General features: G+C 35.1%; 20 protein-coding genes. 6 read left to right on the top strand and 14 right to left on the bottom strand.

Annotated elements, in window-relative coordinates; all coding sequences use genetic code 11:
* Positions 1-165 precede the first annotated feature (165 nt).
* A complete protein-coding gene (locus B0X80_RS07350) occupies positions 166-1,350 on the bottom strand; it encodes a BaiN/RdsA family NAD(P)/FAD-dependent oxidoreductase (RefSeq protein WP_077339181.1) in 1,185 nt (394 codons plus the stop codon).
* Positions 1,351-1,601: 251 nt separating this feature from the next.
* On the opposite strand from B0X80_RS07350, the gene B0X80_RS07345 reads away from it, so the two are divergent.
* Positions 1,602-3,098, top strand: coding sequence for a DUF4397 domain-containing protein (locus B0X80_RS07345; RefSeq protein ID WP_139345297.1), 1,497 nt, complete (start codon positions 1,602-1,604; stop codon positions 3,096-3,098).
* Between the two features lie 108 nt (positions 3,099-3,206).
* On the opposite strand, the gene ftnA is transcribed toward B0X80_RS07345, so the two are convergent.
* The 4 genes from ftnA to B0X80_RS07330 all read right to left on the bottom strand — a co-directional run bounded on the left by ftnA (position 3,207) and on the right by B0X80_RS07330 (position 6,645).
* Complete coding sequence (gene ftnA, locus B0X80_RS07340; RefSeq protein ID WP_076419506.1) at positions 3,207-3,737, bottom strand: non-heme ferritin; 531 nt, start codon at positions 3,735-3,737, stop codon at positions 3,207-3,209.
* Between the two features lie 152 nt (positions 3,738-3,889).
* A complete protein-coding gene (locus B0X80_RS07335) occupies positions 3,890-4,363 on the bottom strand; it encodes a peroxiredoxin (protein WP_077339179.1) in 474 nt (157 codons plus the stop codon).
* Positions 4,364-4,382: 19 nt separating this feature from the next.
* Positions 4,383-4,547: a hypothetical protein gene (locus B0X80_RS20435; RefSeq protein WP_175623900.1), complete on the bottom strand. Its 165-nt coding sequence runs from the start codon at positions 4,545-4,547 to the stop codon at positions 4,383-4,385.
* A gap of 160 nt (positions 4,548-4,707) precedes the next feature.
* Positions 4,708-6,645 (bottom strand): methyl-accepting chemotaxis protein, encoded by a 1,938-nt coding sequence (locus tag B0X80_RS07330; protein ID WP_077339178.1) that lies wholly within the window; start codon positions 6,643-6,645, stop codon positions 4,708-4,710.
* Positions 6,646-6,896: 251 nt separating this feature from the next.
* On the opposite strand from B0X80_RS07330, the gene B0X80_RS07325 reads away from it, so the two are divergent.
* The 3 genes from B0X80_RS07325 to B0X80_RS07315 all read left to right on the top strand — a co-directional run bounded on the left by B0X80_RS07325 (position 6,897) and on the right by B0X80_RS07315 (position 9,039).
* Entirely contained in the window at positions 6,897-7,601 is a 705-nt protein-coding gene (locus B0X80_RS07325) for a CoA transferase subunit A (RefSeq protein WP_077339177.1), read from the top strand.
* 12 nt (positions 7,602-7,613) lie between these two features.
* Entirely contained in the window at positions 7,614-8,276 is a 663-nt protein-coding gene (locus tag B0X80_RS07320; protein ID WP_077339176.1) for a 3-oxoacid CoA-transferase subunit B, read from the top strand.
* A 280-nt stretch (positions 8,277-8,556) separates the two neighbouring features.
* Positions 8,557-9,039 (top strand): chemotaxis protein CheW, encoded by a 483-nt coding sequence (locus tag B0X80_RS07315; RefSeq protein ID WP_077339175.1) that lies wholly within the window; start codon positions 8,557-8,559, stop codon positions 9,037-9,039.
* A gap of 67 nt (positions 9,040-9,106) precedes the next feature.
* Here the strand turns inward: B0X80_RS07315 and B0X80_RS07310 are convergent, their stop codons facing one another.
* The 4 genes from B0X80_RS07310 to B0X80_RS07295 form a co-directional block, all read right to left on the bottom strand.
* The gene (locus B0X80_RS07310; RefSeq protein ID WP_077339174.1) at positions 9,107-10,228 is read right to left on the bottom strand and encodes an OmpA family protein; all 1,122 of its coding nucleotides are present in this window, start codon (positions 10,226-10,228) and stop codon (positions 9,107-9,109) included.
* 440 nt (positions 10,229-10,668) lie between these two features.
* Positions 10,669-11,268, bottom strand: coding sequence for a sigma-70 family RNA polymerase sigma factor (locus tag B0X80_RS07305; protein ID WP_077339173.1), 600 nt, complete (start codon positions 11,266-11,268; stop codon positions 10,669-10,671).
* Positions 11,269-11,289: 21 nt separating this feature from the next.
* Positions 11,290-12,135: a mechanosensitive ion channel family protein gene (locus B0X80_RS07300; protein WP_077339172.1), complete on the bottom strand. Its 846-nt coding sequence runs from the start codon at positions 12,133-12,135 to the stop codon at positions 11,290-11,292.
* Positions 12,132-12,434 (bottom strand): hypothetical protein, encoded by a 303-nt coding sequence (locus tag B0X80_RS07295; RefSeq protein WP_175623899.1) that lies wholly within the window; start codon positions 12,432-12,434, stop codon positions 12,132-12,134. Before B0X80_RS07295 ends, B0X80_RS07300 begins: the two co-directional genes overlap by 4 nt.
* A gap of 312 nt (positions 12,435-12,746) precedes the next feature.
* Between B0X80_RS07295 and B0X80_RS07290 the strand changes: the two genes are divergently transcribed.
* Positions 12,747-14,087 (top strand): magnesium transporter, encoded by a 1,341-nt coding sequence (locus B0X80_RS07290; RefSeq protein ID WP_077339171.1) that lies wholly within the window; start codon positions 12,747-12,749, stop codon positions 14,085-14,087.
* A gap of 126 nt (positions 14,088-14,213) precedes the next feature.
* Here B0X80_RS07290 and glnD read toward each other — a convergent pair whose 3' ends face one another.
* On the bottom strand, positions 14,214-16,790 hold the full coding sequence (gene glnD, locus B0X80_RS07285) for a [protein-PII] uridylyltransferase (RefSeq protein ID WP_077339170.1): 2,577 nt from the start codon (positions 16,788-16,790) through the stop codon (positions 14,214-14,216).
* 12 nt (positions 16,791-16,802) lie between these two features.
* Positions 16,803-17,621 carry a hypothetical protein gene (locus B0X80_RS07280; RefSeq protein ID WP_077339169.1) on the bottom strand — a complete coding sequence of 273 codons (819 nt, stop codon included), beginning with the start codon at positions 17,619-17,621 and terminating at the stop codon, positions 16,803-16,805.
* 356 nt (positions 17,622-17,977) lie between these two features.
* On the opposite strand from B0X80_RS07280, the gene B0X80_RS07275 reads away from it, so the two are divergent.
* Positions 17,978-18,472, top strand: a complete 495-nt coding sequence (locus B0X80_RS07275; RefSeq protein WP_076419497.1) for a MarR family winged helix-turn-helix transcriptional regulator — start codon at positions 17,978-17,980, stop codon at positions 18,470-18,472.
* A 57-nt stretch (positions 18,473-18,529) separates the two neighbouring features.
* Here the strand turns inward: B0X80_RS07275 and B0X80_RS07270 are convergent, their stop codons facing one another.
* The 3 genes from B0X80_RS07270 to B0X80_RS07260 all read right to left on the bottom strand — a co-directional run bounded on the left by B0X80_RS07270 (position 18,530) and on the right by B0X80_RS07260 (position 21,834).
* Positions 18,530-20,137: a methyl-accepting chemotaxis protein gene (locus tag B0X80_RS07270; protein WP_077339168.1), complete on the bottom strand. Its 1,608-nt coding sequence runs from the start codon at positions 20,135-20,137 to the stop codon at positions 18,530-18,532.
* An 83-nt stretch (positions 20,138-20,220) separates the two neighbouring features.
* Positions 20,221-20,631, bottom strand: coding sequence for a type 2 periplasmic-binding domain-containing protein (locus tag B0X80_RS07265; RefSeq protein ID WP_077339167.1), 411 nt, complete (start codon positions 20,629-20,631; stop codon positions 20,221-20,223).
* Between the two features lie 12 nt (positions 20,632-20,643).
* Positions 20,644-21,834, bottom strand: coding sequence for a porin (locus B0X80_RS07260; RefSeq protein WP_077339166.1), 1,191 nt, complete (start codon positions 21,832-21,834; stop codon positions 20,644-20,646).
* Between the last annotated feature and the right edge of the window lie 217 nt (positions 21,835-22,051).

Raw genomic sequence — 22,051 nt, 5'->3', positions numbered from 1 at the left:
GGAAATATACTTTAAACAACTAATACTCTAGCACAAAGTAAGCCATAAAAATAAAACTCTTTATTAACAGCTTATTATGTGATTTATTGAAAATAATAATATTAAGTATGTAAAAATTTTTGACGTTTATTCTTATCGTGAGGGGATTTTATTGCCGCTACTGGGTTAAACCGCCAACCCACACGCTACACCTGCAGCCCAACAAAAGGCAAAATTATAGCCTCCTAACCAACCAGTAACGTCGATTACTTCACCAATAAAATACAGGTTAGGTACTTTTTTCGCTTCAAAAGTTTTTGAGCTAAGTTCGTCGGTATCCACACCGCCTAAGGTTACTTCTGCAGTTCTGTAGCCTTCAGTCCCATTAGGTTTAATTATCCAAGTATGTAAGTATTTACTTATTTGCGTGATTTCTTCTTTACTTAGCTGATTAATGGCTTTGTCAGTTATTTCGTTTTTACTTACCATAGCTTCAATAAAGCTTTTAGGTAGTAGGGTGGCTAGCATGTTTTTAAGTGATTTTTTCGGGCTACTTTCACGCCATTCTTCCATAAGCGAAGTGATCGATTGCTCTGGTAATAAATTTAATGTAACTGCCTGTCCTGCTTGCCAAAAAGACGATATTTGTAAAATGGCGGGGCCAGATAAACCTCGGTGAGTGAAAAGAATATTTTCTTTAAAGGTAACGCCATTTTCGCTGGTAACTTCGGTAGGAATACTAATACCTGAAAGTCCGTCGAAGCGTTCTTTGTCAAAATCGTGCAGGGTAAAAGGCACTAAAGCTGCGGTTGTAGGTAATACTTTTAGGCCGAACTGTTCTGCAATCTTATAACCAATTGGGGAAGCGCCCAGTTTAGGCATGGTTAATCCGCCAGAAGCGATAATCAATGAATTACATTGATATTGTTGGTTGGTCGTAGACACTAAAAAACCTTGCTCGTTTTTAGTAATGCTAGAAACTTCGCTACGTAAATGTACTTCTACACCGGCCCAATCACATTCGGTCATCAAAACGTCTACGATGTCTTGTGCACTGTTGTCACAAAACAGTTGGCCTAATGTTTTATGATGATATTCAACACCATGGCGCTCCACTAATTCAATAAAGCTTTGAGAACCGTAACGGCTAAGGGCTGATTTTACAAAATGCGGATTGCTACATAAGTAGTTTTCAGGCGTTGCGTTTTCGTTTGTAAAATTGCAACGGCCGCCACCACTAATTAATATTTTTCTACCGGGCTTTTTACCCATATCAACAACAATTACTTTTTTGCCGCGATATCCAGCCGTAGCTGCAGCCATTAAACCTGCGGCACCAGCGCCAATAATAAGTACGTCAGTAGAAATCAAAATACAGCCTAATTAAGTGTTCAAAATTTTATGGATTTATTATAAGTGAGAACAAGCTGTATAAGCGAATAAAGTTACTCACTGCTTGATGTAACCATGTGTATCATTATTGTGAATAAATGTAATTATTACATCTATTTATAATCGTTTTCAGCAATATAGTTTTTTTCAAATTTCGGTAGATCATTAGTAGTCTGTTTATCGAAGTTAATCAATTTTAATGTTTTATTGAGCATATTGAAGGATGGATTATGAATTTTTGTAATAGAGTGAACATGAATGTTAAGCAAGCGACTGCATTAGTGTTTAGTGCCATGCTGGTATTAACGGGTTGTGGATCAGACAGTAAAGATGAAGAAAAAAAGAATAGTAATAATGGTTTTGTGAAGTTTTACAATGCGTCTAAAGATTCACCCGCTATGTTTTTTACTGTAGATGAAGACCTTGAAAGCAGTGAAAAAGATAAGGTAGAAACCACCTTTAAAAACATAGAATATACCAAGGCCAATACCAGCTATGAGGTGAAAGCGAATGACTACTTTTATGAAGTTGCTTGGCAAAATAAAGACAGTAGTGAACGCGAAAACTTAAAAATAATTGACGAAGGTAGCTTCACAGTAAAAGAAAAAACCATGCAGTTAGTTGTGCTAAGTAACAGTGTAGCGTCGCCTAAAGTGAATTTTTATGACATTGCGATAGTAGATAATACAGAAGACAAAGAAAACAAACAGTTCAACCTGCGAATACTTAATGCTTATGTAAATAACGAAGACATTGATGTGTATTTATCTAAAAATGATGAAACATTTAACGAAGCTCAACTCATAGGCGAATACAGCTATACCGAGCTTTCAGAAAACAAAAAGTTTGATCAAGGCAGTTATATTTTTTACATCACCAAAGCGGGCCAAACCGAGGTGCTATTTAAATCAAAAGAAGTGACTTACGAATATCCAGCACAATATACTCTGGTAGTACGAGAAAACATTGGAGCAGGAACCTCACCTTATGCATTAGACAAAATATCTAACTCGTTTACTGAAGAATATTTAGACGCTGACGCTGTAGCTAAATTCAAAGCCTACAATGCTATCAAAACACATACATTATTACCTGATTATCAAGGTAAGTTTGATGTAGCTATAAGAGGGGTTTATCAAAACGAAGACATTGCCGAGCTAGAGCAAGGTCAGTTAAGTAGCGCGTTAACATTAAATAATGGTGATTACAGTATTGATATTAAATCAACCGACAATGGCGGGTTTTTATTGCGCAATCATTTACTTAGTTTGGTAGAAAACACCTATAAAACCTTTTTCTTTTATCTTACAGAAAAAGATATAGACACAGATGATGATGGAAAGGTTGATGACATTGAAGTTAAAGTCAACTCTTTAGCGGTAAGCAATAGTACGAAAGACAGCTTATATGATCATAGCGTGTCTATGGTTAATTTAGTTGATGACACAAATTTTAATCAGGTTAAAGTTTATTTTGTGAGAGACAATGAAACCATTTCTACCGCGTCACTTACTCGGGCTGTAAAATATTCAGAAGCCGAATCAATTAGCTTACGTAATAACACCTATCAGGTGTTCGCTATTGCAGAAATTGATGGTAGCAGTGTTATTTTGTCGAGCTTTGAAATGATAATGGATGAAGACTCAAACGATATGTTTATGGTTATTGAAACCGATGTTAACTCAGTGTCGGGTTATAGCGTGAATCTGGTGAAGCAAACGCAATAAGGCGATCGTAAAGTTACTTTAGTCAAAATAATCTTTAAACAAAAAAGCTCGCTATATCCGTTTCATTAATGATTGAAAGGGTACAGCGAGCTTTTTAAATAGAATAACTTAAGCGTTAGCTGGTGACATAATACTTGGTGAAGTACCTGCTTTTGCCATTTCTGCTAAATCTTTATCAACGAAGAACAATGCGTGTCCGTCGTGTCCCACTAAGTTAATTTTGTCTAATACGCTTTTGAAAAGTGTTTCTTCTTCGTGTTGCTCAGCAACATACCATTGTAAGAAGTTAAATGTTGAATAGTCTTGATTAGTAAAAGCTTCATGCGCTAAAGAATTAATACGTTCGGTAATTAAACATTCGTGCTCGTAGGTTTTTTCAAAAATGTCAGCTAAAGATTTAAACTCATGTGGCGGTGCATCAATAGCTCCTAAAATAGGTAATGCACCTGTTTCACTCACGTAAGTGAATAAACGTGTCATGTGGTCCATTTCTTCGGCAGCGTGTTTACGCATAAACTGAGCCGCACCTTCAAAGCCTTTTTCTTCACACCAAGCGCTCATTTGTAAATAAAGGTTTGACGAATAAAATTCTAAATTAATTTGTGTATTTAGTTTTTCAACCATTGGAGCTTTTAGCATGATGTTTCTCTAGTGTTTTAAAGTTGAATGGATCTTGCCTTGTTTATCATAAGACTTCAAGTGAAAATAGAAAGAAAACCATAATAAAAACAGTGACATATAATGATAATGGTTTTCATTTCTTTTAGTGATATGAATAGTGTTAGTGTCGCTTATAAGCTTGCTAATACCGTTTCAGCTTTACTTGCTTCAAATTCTTTCGGTTTTTCAACAAGTAAGTTAGTTACCACGCCGTTATCGATCACCATTGCGTAGCGTTGAGAGCGTACGCCACCAAAAGCTGCAGTGTCTAGTTCTAAACCGAGTAATTTTGTATAGCTAGCATCACCATCTGCAACCATAGTAATGTGTTCTGCATTACTTGCTTTGCCCCAAGCATTCATAACAAAGGCATCGTTAACTGATAAACAAATAATTTGATCAACACCTTTAGCCTGTAGCTGATCGGCTAATACAACATAGCCTGGTAAATGTGATTCTGAACAGGTTGGTGTAAAGGCACCAGGTACGGCAAATAAAACCACTTTTTTGTTAGCAAATAACTCGTCGGTATTGTGCGTGATCATACCTTCACTTGTTAGTTCTTGTAGTTCACCCGTTGGCATTTTTTCGTTTTGCTTGATCATGAATAGTCCTTAAAATAGTTTAATTAGATAATGGTAATTTAACTGGTTTACAAAGAAACCCTTTGTCGTGTGCTGCTCTTGCACAATCTTTACAGACAAAGCGGGGTTTATCAACAATATGTGCTAGTTCATGAAGTCCTTTTTCAATTTCCTTTTTTTTCCACTTACATAAAGACTTACTCATTGGCTTGGCCTCTCTGTGCTATCAATCCATTCTAGATGATTTTCAGAGAGCTTGCCTAGTGGTAATTTGCGTATGATCGAGTAGCTTGCTGCATATCACATGTTCTATTTTGTTGATAGGCTATGAAAGTAATCGTGAAAGGTTAACAAGCCCAGAAAAATTAAGTACTTAAATTGAGAGTAGTATTAATGTCTTTTACTTGATCAGTTACGTCGTTAACAATAATTTCAGCGAGCTGTTTAGATTGCTCTACTTGTTGGTTTACTTGGATCATGGCTTTTTCAAAAACAGTGTATTGTTCACGCTGTAATGTTATTTGTCCTAGCGTATCTTGAGCTACGGTTGCTGAAGCTTGCGCATGTTCAGATACTTGTATTGCGTTACTTTGTAATTGAGTGGCAATGGTTTGTTGTTTGTTTGATGCGAATTCAATACCTAAAATTGTTTCTTCAATACTTTTGCTGACAGATTGTAATTGGGTAAGGCGACCGCTAATTTGTAATAAAGAATCTTGAGTTTTACAGGCTAGTTGCCTTACTTCATCAGCCACTACAGAAAATCCTCTACCATGTTGGCCTGCCCTAGCTGCTTCAATAGCCGCGTTTAAGGCTAATAAATTTGTTTGATCGGCTATCGAACCTATCACTTCTACAATACTACTTACGCTATTTACTGATTGAATTAGTTTTAAAATTTCATTTTTACCTGTTTGAGCCGCAATATTAGTTAACTCGCTGGCTTTAATCACCTGTGATACATGTTCTTGGCTTGTGTTCATGGCGTGTTGAGTATTGTTAGCGTTGTCTACAACTTGCTTTGACAACTCATTGACCCTATCGGTTGCTTCACTCAGTGTGATCATCAGGTATTGCGCATTTTCAACCTGTTGGCTTGCTTCTCCAGAGGTGTTGTTAATAGCAGTGGCTTGATTTTGCATGGTTTGCAAAGCATTAGAAACTAAGCCAAGTTGCTCGGCTTTTTGTGCATCTTGTTTATTGAGTATGCCAACAAGTTCATTAAAGCTTGTAGATATTTCACCCAGTTCGGTTTTTTCATTAATCCCTGTAATATTGTTTACATCACCTGTTTCTACGAGTTGTACAAAGCTGTTTCTTAAAAGTTGTAAAGGCTTTAGCACAATGCGCTTTTGTAAAAAAAAGTTACCTAATAAATAAACGAGTAAACCAATCACTAACCCTATGGTAATGCGTTGAGTTTGTTGCTCCGTTGTTATTTGTTGTTCCACAATGCTTTGTTCGCCGCTTTCTACAATAATTTTTAGTTCATTGAGTTGGCTTGAAAGTTGTTTTTTACCGCTAATTTGTTCAGTTTGATTGGCGAGGGTGGTGTTTAATTCATTTTTGTATCTGTTGGTTAGCGATAGCAACTCATCAAGTACTTCCTCACTTAAATCTGTGGCTTCTTCATCATCATCGAAACTTAATTCATCGTCAGCGGTTTTTTCTTCAATAATACCTAACAGCGGAAAGGCTTGCAGTTTTTGGCTGCTGATAGACAAATCGGCTATGGCTAAATCAATCGAGTCGCGTATCGCGTTATTAACCAGTACTTTTTCTCTAAGATTAATTAAGGTGGTTAATTGGTTGGAAAGGATAAGCAGTATATTGGTGTATTGTTCTTTTTGAGCTGTGTTAATACTGTTTGATACATCTACATATTTTTTTAAATCAATAATAATAGCGCTAATGGTTTGCTCGTTATTACGTAAAAGTGCGGCAGGGTCGCCACTGAGTTTGCCTAATGCTCTTATTTTGGTGGAAAGCAGTAACTGTAGCTCAGTTACTTTATTTTCAATGTCTGACGCTATGTTGTTGCTCGACATATTTTTAGCGTTATGGGTGATTTCTTCTAATGTAATATCGGCTTCTGTAAGTAGTGTGGCATTACCTGTTTCTAAATAAGTTGTAATGATGTTGTTGAGCTTAATAGACACAAGGTTTTTTATGATTTGATAGTCGTTACTGATTAATCTGCTGGTTTTATAAGTATTCAAAACCCAATACAAAGTAGCGATAAAGGTTAATGCAAAGGCAAAAATGGTGATACTTGATAGTCTAAAGAAGGAGGAAACACGCATGTTATTTTCTTAATTAATAAGTGTATATAAATTATGGCATACGGAATGTGACGAATTTATTACATCCTTTAATTAGTAAGGGTTATGTAAAAGTTACGTTATTGCATTTAACGCATATTTAACAATGCGTGTTAAATATAAATTTAATTTATTAATGGTTTGATTCTTTAAATTTGATAAAACTTTAAGCGTGATTCAATATTAGCTATTAAATGTTTTTTTGCTGATTTATATTTTGGAGAACAAATATCATGTCGGGTTTTAATAAAGTGGTAAACAGCTATGAAGAGGCTATGTCTGGCTTAGAAGATGGCATGACACTGATAGCTGGTGGTTTTGGTCTTTGTGGTATTCCAGAAAATTTAATTAAAGAAATTAAAAATAAAGGTACTAAAAACCTCACTGTTGTATCAAATAACTGCGGAACAACAAATCATGGTTTAGGTATTTTGTTACACGACAAGCAAGTCAAAAAAATGGTGGCTTCTTACGTGGGCGAAAACGAAGAATTTGAACGCCAAATGATGAGTGGTGAGTTAGAAGTAGAACTAACACCACAAGGTACATTAGCTGAAAAAATGCGTGCGGCAGGTGCTGGTATTCCTGCTTTTTTTACTGCAACAGGTTACGGCACTCCCGTTGCTGAAGGTAAAGAGTCGCGTGAAATTAATGGCAGACATTACATTTTAGAAGAATCGATTAAAGGCGACTTTGCCATAGTTAAAGCGTGGAAGGCTGACACCTACGGTAATTTAGTTTTTCGTAAAACTGCACGCAACTTTAACCCTATGGCAGCAACTGCCGGTAAAATTACTGTAGTTGAAGTAGAAGAAATTGTTCAACCGGGAGAATTAGATCCAGATCATATTCATACACCGGGTATTTATGTTGACCGAGTTATTTTGGGTAACTTTGAGAAAGTAATTGAACAACGTACTACACGTCCTTCAGCTTAAGGAGTATATATTATGGCTTTATCAAGAGAACAATTAGCGCAGCGCGTAGCGCAAGAATTACAAGACGGCTTTTACGTCAATTTAGGCATAGGTATTCCAACCTTAGTGGCCAATTATGTGCCTGAAGGTATAGAAGTTATGCTTCAATCTGAAAATGGTTTATTAGGTATGGGGCAATTTCCAACAGACGAAGAAGTGGATGCTGACTTAATAAATGCCGGTAAACAAACGGTAACCATGGCCACAGGTGCGTCGTTGTTCGATAGTGCTGAGTCTTTTGCCATGATACGTGGCGGACATGTCGATTTAACTGTTTTAGGTGCCTTTGAAGTGGATTGCCAAGGTAATATTGCCTCGTACATGATCCCTGGTAAATTAATTAAAGGTATGGGCGGCGCAATGGATTTAGTGGCTGGCGCAGACAACATTATTGTAACCATGACGCATGCTTCAAAACATGGTGAATCAAAACTTTTAGCAGAATGCACTTTACCGCTAACAGGCAAAGGTTGTATTAAAAAAGTACTGACTGATTTAGCTTTTCTTGAAATTAAAGAAGGGAAGTTCCATTTACTTGAACGCGCACCCGGTGTATCAGTTGAAGAAATTGTTAAACTTACAGCCGGTGAACTCGTCGTACCTAATCACGTACCTGAAATGCAATTTCCAACTTAAACCTTTTAAATCAGGTTGTTGAGCCTTTAACGCAGTAGCCCTGTGTTAAAGGTTTTTTTATGCGTGCCGTAATAGTTAATCAATGTAATTCATGAATGTTTTATAAATAGGTAATGATTAAAACAGGATAGTTTGTTTTTATCATAAAATAGTTCGTATATTAATAAATCAGTAAGATTTAATAAAATTAAGGCTTAGCTTTCTTTTAATTGTATAATTAAACTATAGCAACTAAAGTATTTAATACTTTACCTTGAAAATGCACAAACGGAGTTTAAATATGAATCAAGCTGCAGCTGAAAATAATGCACAAAATGAAACCACACAGTGGGTAAAGTTTAGTTTAAACGGTGAAAACTATGGTATTCGAGTATTAAAGGTACAAGAGATTCAACGTTATAGTGAAATCTCTCCTATACCAGGGGCACCTAGTTATGTTTTAGGCATTATTAATTTACGCGGTAATGTGATTAGTGTTTTAAATACTCGAGAAAAGTTTTCTTTACCTGAGCAAGATGTTACGGATGACACACGTATTGTTATTCTAGAAGTTGGAACACAAATTATTGGCATTTTAGTGGACAGTGTTGCAGAAGTGATTAGCCTTCAGGCAAGTGATGTTGATATTGCACCTAATGTAGGAAATGATGAAACAGCCAAATTTATTGAAGGAGTGTCAAACAAAGGCGGCGAATTACTTATCCTTTTAGACGCTGAAAAAATTCTTAATGAAGATGAATGGAAAGATCTGAGTAATCTATAATTTTTATTTCCTTCTAAAAAGAAACTAAAAAATAAAGGGAGACTATAGCTCCCTTAAATTATATTGTTTATTTGGTGATTTTTTTGCGTTCTACAGCTGTTACATTAGCCATTATACGTCGGTTAACTTTATGCGCTTTAATCGTTCCACTATTATCTAGTAACTTAGCGTCACCGTAGCCTACAACATCAATACGATCAGAATTAATGTTATATTCTTTAACTAGAATGTTTTTTACTGACTCAGCTCTTTTTTTCGATAACCAAACGTTATACTGCTTATCGCCTAGTGACGAACTGTGGCCTTCTATCACGACTTTCGTATTAGGAAATCGTGTCAAAAATGTTGAAAATGCTTCTAGTTGAGACATATCGTTTTTATTTACGATGCTCGAGTTATGAGCAAACTTCATATCTAGCTGCATTCTAACTTCTTTATCTTCAAATATACTACAGCCTTTGCTGTCTACTTTGTCGATTGATGGTGTATTAGCACAGGCATCTTTATTGTTTGGGATACCATCATTGTCACTGTCTGCAACAACCGGCTTAGCCATAACACAGCCTGTATTATCTACGCGACTATTCGCGGGTGTATTAGGGCATAAATCTCTATTGTCTTGAACACCATCCCTATCTGTATCTTCAATACGTGCTGCTGAACGGGTAGCTTTCTTCTCACCACCAAAAGCATACGAAAAGCCTACTTTGACACTATGATCATTAAAGCCTTCGCCAAAGTCGTGATGAGCAGCAATTTCCGTAATAATTTTAAAGTTGGAATTAGTTTTCCAATGACGCCCTAATCCCACATTAACAAGACGTTGAGTATCATCATACTTTTCTATTTTTAATCCAGTAAATACGTAGTAATCAGACTGCTGAGGGAAAAACAATACATCAATACCTCCTCTATCTCCGCCAATACTTTGTTTCGGTCCTTTAGTCTCTAAGTTCACATGCGACCATTCAATTCTGCTCGCCCAAGAAGGACTAAAGCGGATTCCATATTCAAGACCTAAACCAAAGCCATCGTTAAACTGAGGAGCAGGAAGAAACTTCTCATTGTCTGCATTATAATATTCTACAAAACCACCAAACCAAGATTCTTTCTCTACAGAGTTATCTTCAGCAAGTGCACCGTGAGACATAAGAGCCAGCATATTTAATGCGATAAATTTCTTTTTCATTTTTACTTCACCTTTTAATTCATGTTTATATACCCATTACCAATCAAATACTTATTGCACAGATATTGAATAACAACGGGTATATAGTTAATAAAACTATTTTCATAAAGGTAGACGACACTAATAATTGAAAAGTCACATTTAAATTAATTATTTGATAAGTTTTTTAAGAATATAAAAAAGAAGAGAGTTAAATACGAAAAGTAGGGGATGATATTTAGTGTTAAAAAGTCAAACTGTTTATTTAACTTGTCGTCGCTTTAGTCATAGATGCTAAGGGCGTGATTCCGTTACTGATGCGAATAAATGTATCACAGTACATTTACAAATGAAGTGATGGCTAATGTTATATTTTTAATGGTACTTACCCTATACGCCTTCTAAGTTTGAGCTATTAGGTCTTAAAATAAGGAATAATAAGACCTAACACCTCTACTTAATTAACCACTATCTATATCTTGATCGTCAGCGCTTACAGTGCCAGCCATTTTTTCTAATGCTCGTTTATAGCGCATCTTCACTGTGCTTAACTTCTGCTCTACTATGAGAGCAATATCATTAAACTCAAGATCGCCAGCAATACGAAAAACAACTATAGAACGCTCTTCTAAGCTAAGTCGAGCCAACATATGATTAAGTTGGCTACTTCTCTCAGTCAAATCTTCTGAGGCGTCTTCTAAAATTATATTTTCAGCTTCATCTAAATCGACTTGATCTAATTTCTTTTTTCTTAACCTAGTTAACGCCTGATTGTAGGCAATTCTGTATATCCATGTTTTAAAACTCGCTCGTTGTTCAAAGCGTTTAAGGTTGTTAAAAACATTTAGCATGGTGTCATTAACAGCTTCTTCTGCTTCTTCTTTCGAGTCTAAGTATCGATAACATATTTGTATTAATTTATTATGATATCGATGGAAAAGCACTTCATAAGCTGTTGTTACATAAGGTAATTGAAGGCTCGCAATACGCACTAGCTCTAAATCATCTAATTGTAATAACCGATCAGAGACAAGATTTTTCTCGTTCTCTGGTGTTTTCATAATTAACTCATTGTTAGTGTTTTACTTAATTGAATCATTCAACGGCGTAACAATAAACTTACGAGTTAATAAGTCTTGATTTGGTACACTTAATCTACGGCCTTCTTTATTTTCAAGTAATGTATTTACGGTACTTACCGCAACAACATTACCAACAAAGCCTTCAAATTCTACTTCATCACCCGGCATTAATTGCTCTCTGGCGTAAATGCCCGAAACAATACTGTTTGCAATACTTTTAGTACCTAAGCCTAAGGCTAACGCAAGTGCGACACCTAAACTGGCAATTAATACGGTGAAAATGGTATTTAGTAATTCTGTTTCAAGCTCAAGTTGCCCAATAACTAATGAAAAAGTAATCGCTAACACCAGTATTTGTAATACACGCCCTACAGAGGAACCGTATTCCACGCCTATGTTATCAAGTGATGTTTCAACTTTGCTTTTACCTGATTTAGCAAGAAATAAACCCAGTAAAGTAATAACCAGTGCGCCTAATAATTTAGGAAGGTATTGCACAAAGGTATCTAAAATGGCTGAAAACCTATCTAATCCAAGTGTTTCAGCGCCAGCAACAAGAATAATTAATACAAAAAATAGGTGTAATAAGCGTCCTATCATTTCTGAAGGAGTCGACTTTAACCCCAATGTTTTTAAAATTTTACTCACATTTAATTTTGTACAAAGCTTATCAAATCCTAATTTTTCTATAATTTTAGCAACCCATTTAGTGATTATTTTAGAAATAAACAATCCTACTAAAATAACCAAAACCGTCGCTAATAAGTTAGGTAAAAAACCTGCTATTTCTGTCCAAAATTTGGAGAGTGCATTACTGAGTGATTGTGTCCAAACATCTAAATTCATTTTGAATCTCCGGTATAAGTGTTCAACTGTTCCGCTTGTTTAGTTACTATTTTTTGTTTTAACATGCGTTTTTTTCCATTGCCTTGGCTATGTAACTCAAGTTTACGTTTTGCTGAATACATAGATGCACCAAAACCTAAAAACACGACCCAAATCCAGCCAAAAAATAGTCCAGTAACATCTTTAGCTGCTGTTACTTTTGAAGATTTCTCTAACACTTTCTTCAAGGCTTTATCTTCATTAGTTGTGGGAATTGTTTCTTGCCACATCAGCTTTAGTTCGTCTTCATCTAAATTCATTTATGTATCCTATGATTAAATTTTATTAATTCTAGCGCTTATTCGTTTCTCAAGTATGAGCTTTGTTTAAGTTAAAAATAAGTATTTCAATGTGTCGGTTATACTCTCTTCCTGCAATTGACTCATAACTTGCAGACTTAATCCACACGGTAAACCTATTTTTAGGTTATTGTTCTTATAGACGAATACAGAAGCGTAAAAGTCACAAAAAAATTAATATATTTTTATTGTGACTTTTACGCTATAACTCTCGTCAAAATATAACTCGTACAAAATAACTCAATAATCAACCCAGCCGCTGGAGTGCATAATATGTCAGAACCCTTACCTGATTTAATTGAAGAGGTTATTAGCCATTCTGATCTCAATGCAGATATAGATAATGCTTCACTATTTATTGCTCAGGCTAATGAAGACGAAGTGGCTTTATTATTAGAATCTTTGCCAATAGATGAACGGATTATTTTATGGCAAACGATCCCTGAACATAAGCAACTTAATACTTTATTACAGATGCGTTGTGATCCCAGAGAAGTCCTTATTAAAGAGACGAATCCAGAACAATGGGATAAATTATTTGTCGGTATTGATTCTGAAGACCTGCTTGAATTAGCAGACTCTTTACCTGTTGAGTTAGTCGAACGTGCCTATGAAGCAATGGATAGGCAACAAAAACAATACTTTACCCGAGCGAATCAATATCCTGAAGAACAAATAGGCCACTGGATTTCCCATGATTTTTTAGTATTACCTATTAATGCTAGAGTGCGAGACGCGATGCGACTAATTCGCAGAGAAGTCCCTCGACATACAGACATGATTTTTTTAGTGAACCGTTCAGGGCATTTTTCTGAAGCTGTACCAATAGCTAAGTTATATGGATTACCAGAACATTTACCCCTGGTAGATATTGCATTAGATGATTTTTTAGTGATATCGGCAAACGCTGAATGCGAGCTTGTAGCAAAAGATGTGCAACTATCGGGTTTTGGATCATTACCTGTAGTCGATGAAAATCAAAAGTTACTGGGCAGAATTGATGTAACAACCGCATCAGAACTTTTGCTTGAATACAATGAAAGGCAATTAATGGGTAGCGTAGGTATGGATGAGAATGAAGATTTATTCTCTCCTGTGCGAAAAAGTGCCAAAGGTCGTGCTATTTGGTTAGGTATTAATTTATTAACAGCATTTTTAGCCAGTGCATTTATTGGTATGTTTGAAGCTACGTTACAGCAGGTTGTTGCCTTAGCTGTGCTTATGCCTGTTGTGGCAAGTATGGGAGGTATAGCGGGCAGCCAAACACTCACCTTAATGATACGTGGGTTAGCGCTAAAACAAGTTAACCCAGCTAATTTTAAAATATTGTTAGTTAAAGAATTTAAAGTGGGTAGTCTTAACGGAATTATATGGGCAATAGTAATAGGCTTAGTAGCTGTAGCTTGGTTTAAAGATCCTTTACTAGGCATGGTGATAGGCATTGCCATTTTATTAAATATTATTGCAGCAGCTTGCGCTGGAATTTTTGTGCCCGTTATTTTAGATAAACTAAAAATTGACCCTGCGCTTTCTGGTTCGGTTATTTTAACAACCGTAACTGATATTGTCGGGTTTGTTGCCTTTTTAGGGTTAGGTACTTTATTTTTACTTTAGGGCATATTTTTCAAAAGAGAAGTAAGAATAATTATAAGTGGTGATGAAATTATTGAAAAAGTAACCTGTGGATTCTATCCCCGTTGCAATCTTCCATATGTTGGTTGCAACGGGTATACAAGACTATTAAGCGGTACGTTCTACCAAAAGATCTGTTAACTCGCCTTGTTCTTCATTTGATAATTGCTCGTCACCATTTTTAGAGACTAAAAATACATTTTCTGTCGATTCACCTAGCGAGCTTATTTTTGCTGAATGAATAGTTAAGTTGAGCTGCGAAAATACCAAACAGATTTTTTCCATATAACAGGGGTCGTCTAAGGTATTTATTTTTAATAATGATTTATTCTTTTTACTCGACTTTAAAAACTCAACAGCTGTGGTGTTTTCAAAATGTTTTACAAACCTTGGTGTGGTCAAATTGTGATTAGACACTTCATTGTGAATAGACTTTTCAACACGTTTAACAATTTGAGATAAACGGTATTCTTCAACAATGGGTTCGTTGTTATTGTCGAGTAATTTAATAATTTCTAATACATTCCCGTCTTTCGTTTGCATTATTTGCGCATCTTTTACACTGAGTTTTGCGCCAGCTAACACGTTGAATATATCTACAAAAAGTTTAGGCCTGTCTTTTGTGTAAACAATTAAATTAGTTGAACCTGAAGACACTCCCTCAGGTATATAAACAACATTATTATTTACTGAATGATTTAATATTTGATCGCTAATACATACAATTTCATCAACACTATTACTACTGAAAAAATGATTAGGTAAATTAGCCCATAACGAAGTAATGCGGGCTTCTTCTACATTCATATTAGCGAGTAATAACTTGGCTTCACTTTTGTTTTCTCTAATTAAGGTACGCGATTCAAATATGTTTTCTATACCTTGCTTTAAAGCCGTTCGGGTTGATAAGTAAAGTTGTTTTAGCTGGCACTCTTGCCATTCATTCCAGTATTGTTCGTTGGTGGCGATCATGTCGGCTACTGTAAACACAAAAAGTGCGTTGAGTTTATCAACTGAACCGACTGTTTTGGCTAAGCGTTTAATAATTTCAGGATCTGCAATGTCATGACTTTGTATGGTAGTGATCAGTAACTCTTGATGCGTCACAAGCCAATAAATCAGTTTAATACTTGAGCTTTTAAGTTGATGTAATTCTGCAAATTCTTTAGCAATTACAGCACTCAGTTGATGATCATCGCCAACTTGCTTACCTGAAATATGATGACAAAGTGTCGCCATAACCAAAGCATTTTTATCTTTAACATATTGATTAACAATATAAACAAAGCTCTTTTTATCAAAGTCATGACTAAAGCTATCAATAGCTTGCACGGCTTTAAAAGTATGTTCGTCTATTGTGTAAGCATTATGCATGTCGTATTGCATTTGGCCTTGAATACGTTCCCAATGGGAGAAATAAGACGCTAAAATATCGTATCTATGCATTAAACTCAGCGCGGTTTTAAGTCCTTTCGGATGCTGTAATAATGCAATAAATTCTTCTTGGCAGCCTTGGTAACAGCTAAGTTCACCTAATAAACGTCGTCTCGTTTGCCTTAATAAGCGAATGGTTTCAGGGGCAATTCCATGAATATCATCGTGTTCAGCTATCAATAAAAAGAGTCTTATTACCTGTCTTTTATCAATAAAAGCTTCGTCGTAGCGTACTTGAATAAGGTGATTACAAACAGAAAAATACTCATCAATAATACATTCTGGCTGATTAGGCTGATGCTTTAATATGTCAAACAGGAAAGAGTCTTTGAGCATTTGATTAAGCTCGCGGATACGTGTCATGGCCCTAAACAAAAAGCCCATCATACTCTCGATGGCGTGTTGTGTATTTTCACCACTACCAAAACGCATGAACCTAGCGACTGCCGATTGATAATCGAATAATAGGTTTTCTTGAGGACGATTAACAACTGAGTGTAATGCCCATCTAACACGACAAACAAAATCATAAGACTCTAATAACTCGGAGGTTTCGTCTGCGGTTAAAAATCCGGTAGATTTGATTGTACTGGCGGTATCGGTCAAAAAATGTTTTTGTGCTATCCATTGAATAGTTTGTACATCGCGCATACCGCCGGGGTTATTTTTTAAATTTGGCTCTAAATATAAGGCGGTATTTTTGGCTTGTTGATGACGGTTCTCTTGTTCGAGCATTTTTTCTTGAAAGAACACTTTACTCGTTAGAATTTTATTGCCATAGAGTGCGTCTTTTATTGTTTTGGCATGTGCTTGAGGCCCATGAAGAGGTCTTAAATCCAAGAGGTTGGTTGCTATCGTAATGTCTTTTTGAGAAAGTTGTATAGATTCTTCAATTGTTCTGACTGAGTGGCCAATGTCGGTACCTAAATCCCAAAGCTTAGTTAAAAAACAAGAAAGGGTTTCTTCAACTTTTTGAGAAATATCGCCTTCGCTTATAATTGCTAAATCTATATCTGATTGAGGATGTAACCTTTTTCGGCCATAGCCACCAACGGCATTAATAGATAAAGGTGAGTTATGCAATTCAAACGAAGTCCAGAGTGATATTAATAATTCATCAAAAAATTCAGCTCTTTTTTCCAGTAAAGATTGAATTGAATCTGTATGGAATTTTTCATTAAGTGCCAGAGTGTAATTAGCAATATATTCGCGTAATTCAACTCCGGATGTTTCTTTTGAAACGAAAGACATTTGGGCTATCTCTTATAATTGCTTAGACCAAGCATTTAAACTATCTAATTTTCCTTTAAAAAACGACTCGTTCATCAGTCGACCTCCAAATTCAAAATCATTTACAGCACACCTTGTATTAATCATCAAGCTGCTTGCGGGCACTGTTGTGTATGCTGTTTTACAATTAATAGAAGCATAATGATTTTCCATTTCAGTTAATAAATGGGTAATAACATCATTCGTTTCTAATTCAGCATTTACGGTAAAATTTGAAAACTCGACAACGTTTCTTTTTTTACAATGGTAAGCGTTAACTGTAGCAGCAATTTCATTATTTATTTGTGCGTAAAACTGATTGCTTTCATTAGAATTTGGGGTTGGAATTTTTCTGCCAGAATAAACTAACTGTTTTTTATCGGCTATTAACGGCTCAATGGAACCAGACGATATTGTAATATCACTATTATCTAAATTAATTTGATGTTCATCATTGTTAACAAAAGAAGCATCTAAAATAGCATCGTGTTTTTCTTCAAATTGATTTTCTAGGTAGGAGTCTTTTAAATAATAAACAATATAAAAAGCATCTTGTAAGCCATAGTAAGCCATTATAGAAGCTTCAACCTTAAAGCCGTGCTGAAAAAAATATACCGCGCTAGACTCCTTTACTTTAATGCTTATTTTGGCAATTTTTCGCTGAAATGCATACTCTTTTACTAAGGGTACAAAACTATTTAAATCAGTATTACCCACATCTTCAATAATTAATGTGTTTGCAATATTGTCGTGTATAAACTCAATACCAGCGGCCTTTACATATTCTTCAAAAATACAATTATTAATACTCACAAAAACCTTCTCATAAAAAGTAAATCAATCATTCGAATTGAAATAGTATCAATTCTAACTATTGTTTTCAAATTCCATGCTAGAAATACGATGTTTAATTTTTGCTTTTGCTATTAAAAGCATCACTAAATATATATTTAGTACAAAGTAATATAGTAATTTATAGCTTGGTATTCACTAATAACTCAATAAAATTTAAATATTATTAACAATTAAAAACATAGGGTTAACAATAAAAATTAAATGCATTTCCTGATTTATAAAGGATAAATTAAAGTTTATCCTTTATCTGGCTACTCACAGGTATAGCTAAAGTGCTAAACTAAGCTAATAGCGCCTGGATAATGTAAATTTAAATGAAAAAATATGACGAACTACTAATATCAATTCGAAAGGTTATTCGAGCAATTGATCTGCATTCTAAGCAATTAACCAAATCTTCTGGTTTAACGGGTCCTCAATTATTAATTATGCTTGAGATTGAAAAAACACAAGCAATTACCGCCAGCCAAATAGCAAAAACCATTAATTTGAGTGCTGCAACGGTCACAAATATTCTTGATAGGCTTGAAAGCCGAAACTTAATCCGCCGAGTGCGAAGTTCAGAAGATAAAAGAAGGGTGAGTTTATATTTATCAGATATTGGTAAAGAGTGTTTAATTGATTCGCCTAAGCCATTACAAGAGCATTTTATTAAGAACTTTTGCCGATTAGAAGAATGGGAGCAATCACTACTACTTTCTTCTATGCAACGTATTGCAATAATGATGGACGCTGACGACTTAGATGCGGCGCCAGTATTAGAAATAGATCCTATGCAAGTAAGTAGTGAGGAAACAAAGAGTAAATAAAATTAGATATTAAAACCAATCATACTTGATTGGTTTTAATAAAAATTTAATGGTGTATTAAACCGTAAATCGATTAACTAAACTATACATTTTCTGACTTGCATCTTGAATAGAGTCACCTAAAACAACCAGTTGTTCTCCATGTTTCAATGAGCTTTCACTCATGTCAGTAATTAAATGTATTGATTGATCAATAAGCTTACAAGTCACCGATTGTTCCTCTGTTGCAGATGCTACCTGATCATTTAACTGTAACATATCATGCACCATACCTTTGATTTCAACCAAGGCACTACCCGTTGATTCTGTCGCTAGAACCGTTTTTTCTGTAACAGAGGCACTCTGTTGCATTGAATCCACAACAGTATTAGATGAAGAGATTAATTCGTTTAACAAAGTTTGAATTTCGACTGTAGATTGATGTGTTCTTCCCGCTAAACTTCTAACTTCATCAGCAACAACGGCAAAGCCTCGTCCCTGTTCACCAGCTCTAGCTGCTTCTATTGCAGCATTCAATGCTAATAAATTTGTTTGTTCTGCAATGCCTTGTATTGTATTTAAAATACCACTTACGTTACCTACTTGTTCTTTCAGTTGGTCTACATTGCTTGATGTAGCATTAATTTCACTCAATAAATTATTAATAAAACCTATAGATTCAATTGATCGCTCATTACCAGCTTCAGCTGATTGTGTAATACTTTGTGCAAGGGCCGATGCATTAGTAGAGCTTTCTGTAATATAACCAACACAAGTTAATAGCTCTCTAACAGCGGTGGTTGAGTCTTGAATTGAGTCATTTTGCTTATTATTCTGCTCGTTGGCTATGTTTGTGCTTTCAATAAGCGCTGTGGAAATATTTTCTAACGTTGAAGTGGTGTGAACAACCTCTGAAATAATCGTGTGAAGTTGGTCTACAAACTTATCGAAACTATCCGCTAATTCACCTAATTCGTCTTTATGTTTATAATGTAATCTTTTTGTTAAATCACCGTTCCCATCAGAAAACTCAGTTAATGATTTAGTAATTAAAGCAATACTACTTACCACATTTTTACTTAGCAGCCAGTTATAAAAAAATAAACAAATTACCCATAATATAGATACTGCAGCAGCCATCCACCGAGCATCGTGTGCTTTACTTTCAATATTTTGAACACTGTCTGTTAATTGATCATCGGCTAAAACGTCTAAGGCATTTAAAGCACTTTTTAATTTAGCAAGCATATCATTATTTTTTTGAGCTGTTTTTTGTAACATATCGATTGCTACATCACCTACAATAAAGTTATTAGCTAGCCCTACGCTTTCTTTATAGTACAGTTCAAATTGCTGTAAAACGTCTGTTACCCCTTTCAATTTAGCAGGGCTACTTTCAATAATTTTGAAATTGTTTCTAATGTTATCGGCAAAAGCAACCGTTTCTTCCAGAATATCGCTATCACTAATTGTGACACTAATATTAATAGTTGACTCGATTTGACCTAAATATAATTTACTTTCTTTTATAGCTATTAATGCTGGATAGTAACTGCTTTTTATTGATTGAGCATTACTCGTCATAGATGAAAATGCAAAGTGATTAATGCTAAAAATCGCAATAAAACCCACTAACGCGGCAAACGATACTGATATTATTTTTTGTCTTATAGTTAAATTCAACATGAACACTCCTGTTCTTTATTTACACTAACCAACTTATGCCTCGTTTAAGGTATTAGGCATAAGTTGATTAAACACAGATATTATTACTTAGCTAATACAACAACATCAGAAGTTACTTCTGAGCTATCGATATAACCTATAAGGCCAGGATTACTTGCTATCATGCTAATAAGATCCTTACTATCAGAAGCTTCTTTTGGCATTTTGCCTTTTCCAGTAAATACTAAACGTGTCCAATATGAATTTAATTGAGCTTGCGTTTTTTTAGTAAACTTACTATGAAACTCTTCACGGATAGGGCTTTCTTTTGCTAATTCAACAACATCAATTTTTGTTCCATCAGGTAATGCTTTACGTTTACCTAAAAATAGGTTTTTGACTTCTGCAGAGCTTAACGTTGCTTTTATACTTGGATTACCAATCACAACAACTTCGGCTTGTACAAATGCTGCTTGTAGATAGAGTGCACCTACTAATACTAATAATTTTTTCATTGGTACTTCTCCTTAAAAAACAGCCTGTAAGCTAACACTGTATAATTCATTATCTTGCTTTTGCACGTTACCATTTACGCCTTTTGAAGTATCTCCGTAGCTGTCAATTTGAACTTTAAATGCTAAGTTACTTGAAATGTCGTAACGGGCGCCTAAAGATAAAATATCTTGCGTATATGACTTTTGGAAATTAAAACGACTTTTAGTACCGTCAGGTGCAGTATAAACATCAAAATTTACACCACGTTTTCTATCATCTAATGTCTCTCTATATTGATACATGATATAAGGTGTCATAGCTCCAAATCGATAACCAGCAGACGCATAATATTTACCATTGTCTTGACGACTACCATCTGTGATTTCAAATATAGTCTCAGCATCAATTTTCCATTCACCGTTATCATATCCATAACCTAGAGAATAGAATGTTTGGCGACCACCGGCATAATACCCATTCACGTGTAGTCTTTGTTTACCTGCGTTATTCACGAAAATAAAGTCTTCTAATTCACCTGGCTCAGTTCGTGTTGTTGCACCTACTTTAAATAAATGTTCATCAATAGTGTATGTAGCGTGTACACCCATAATGTCATCAATAATAAAGGTTTTATTGCTATTTACTGATGCTTTAGCACGAGGGTCTTCATTTTGACCATAAAATGCTTGTACTTGTATAGTTCCATCACCTACATAAAAATCTTGTAATACCTCTATACCTGTATGTCGTTGAACTTTATTGTTTGCATAAACAAGTTCGGGGGTACGCAACCATAACTGAGCGAACCCTGTGTCTTTATAATCGCTATCCTTATAAAGAGGCACACGTAAAATCCCTGCACGCACTTTAGTTTGATCGGAGAGTTTGTAGGTCAAATAAGCTAAATCAACGCCAAAGCTATCATCATAAGGGCGACTTTCTGCGAAGAATTTCGTTAATAAGGTAAAATCTAAATTTTCAGAAGCATTAAAATCAATTTGAACACCTCCCCAAGTTTCATTCGTGGTGCTTAACTTTTTATCATAATCAAAAAAGGGCTTGTCGTTTTTAGCCGTACCGGCAGTTAAATTTAAATAGCCAGAAATTTTTACTTTATCTAGAGCCTCAATAAGATTATCAATACGACTATCAGCCGAAGCAGAAAAAACAGGTTGCGTCAATAAACACGACGCAATAAGTGAGCATTTGAATATTTTATTCATCAATTAGTCCATATTTTAGTTTAATAAAAAAACTGGTTATATCTAATTACCAGAACATTATACTAACATGAACATATGATCAATAAGCAATAAAGATAAACGTTTGGATGTAATTAATTGTAAATAAAACAGTAAGATATACTGTATACTAATTTGGACTCATTTTTTTAACATTGCATATACAAGCTATAAACAATTGCAAGCGACTTAGTCGAAA

Source organism: Pseudocolwellia agarivorans, assembly GCF_002000085.1.
Classification (GTDB): Bacteria; Pseudomonadota; Gammaproteobacteria; order Enterobacterales; family Alteromonadaceae; genus Pseudocolwellia; species Pseudocolwellia agarivorans.
Note: the sequence above shows the minus strand (reverse complement) of the source record. Positions and strands in the feature narration are given on the sequence as shown.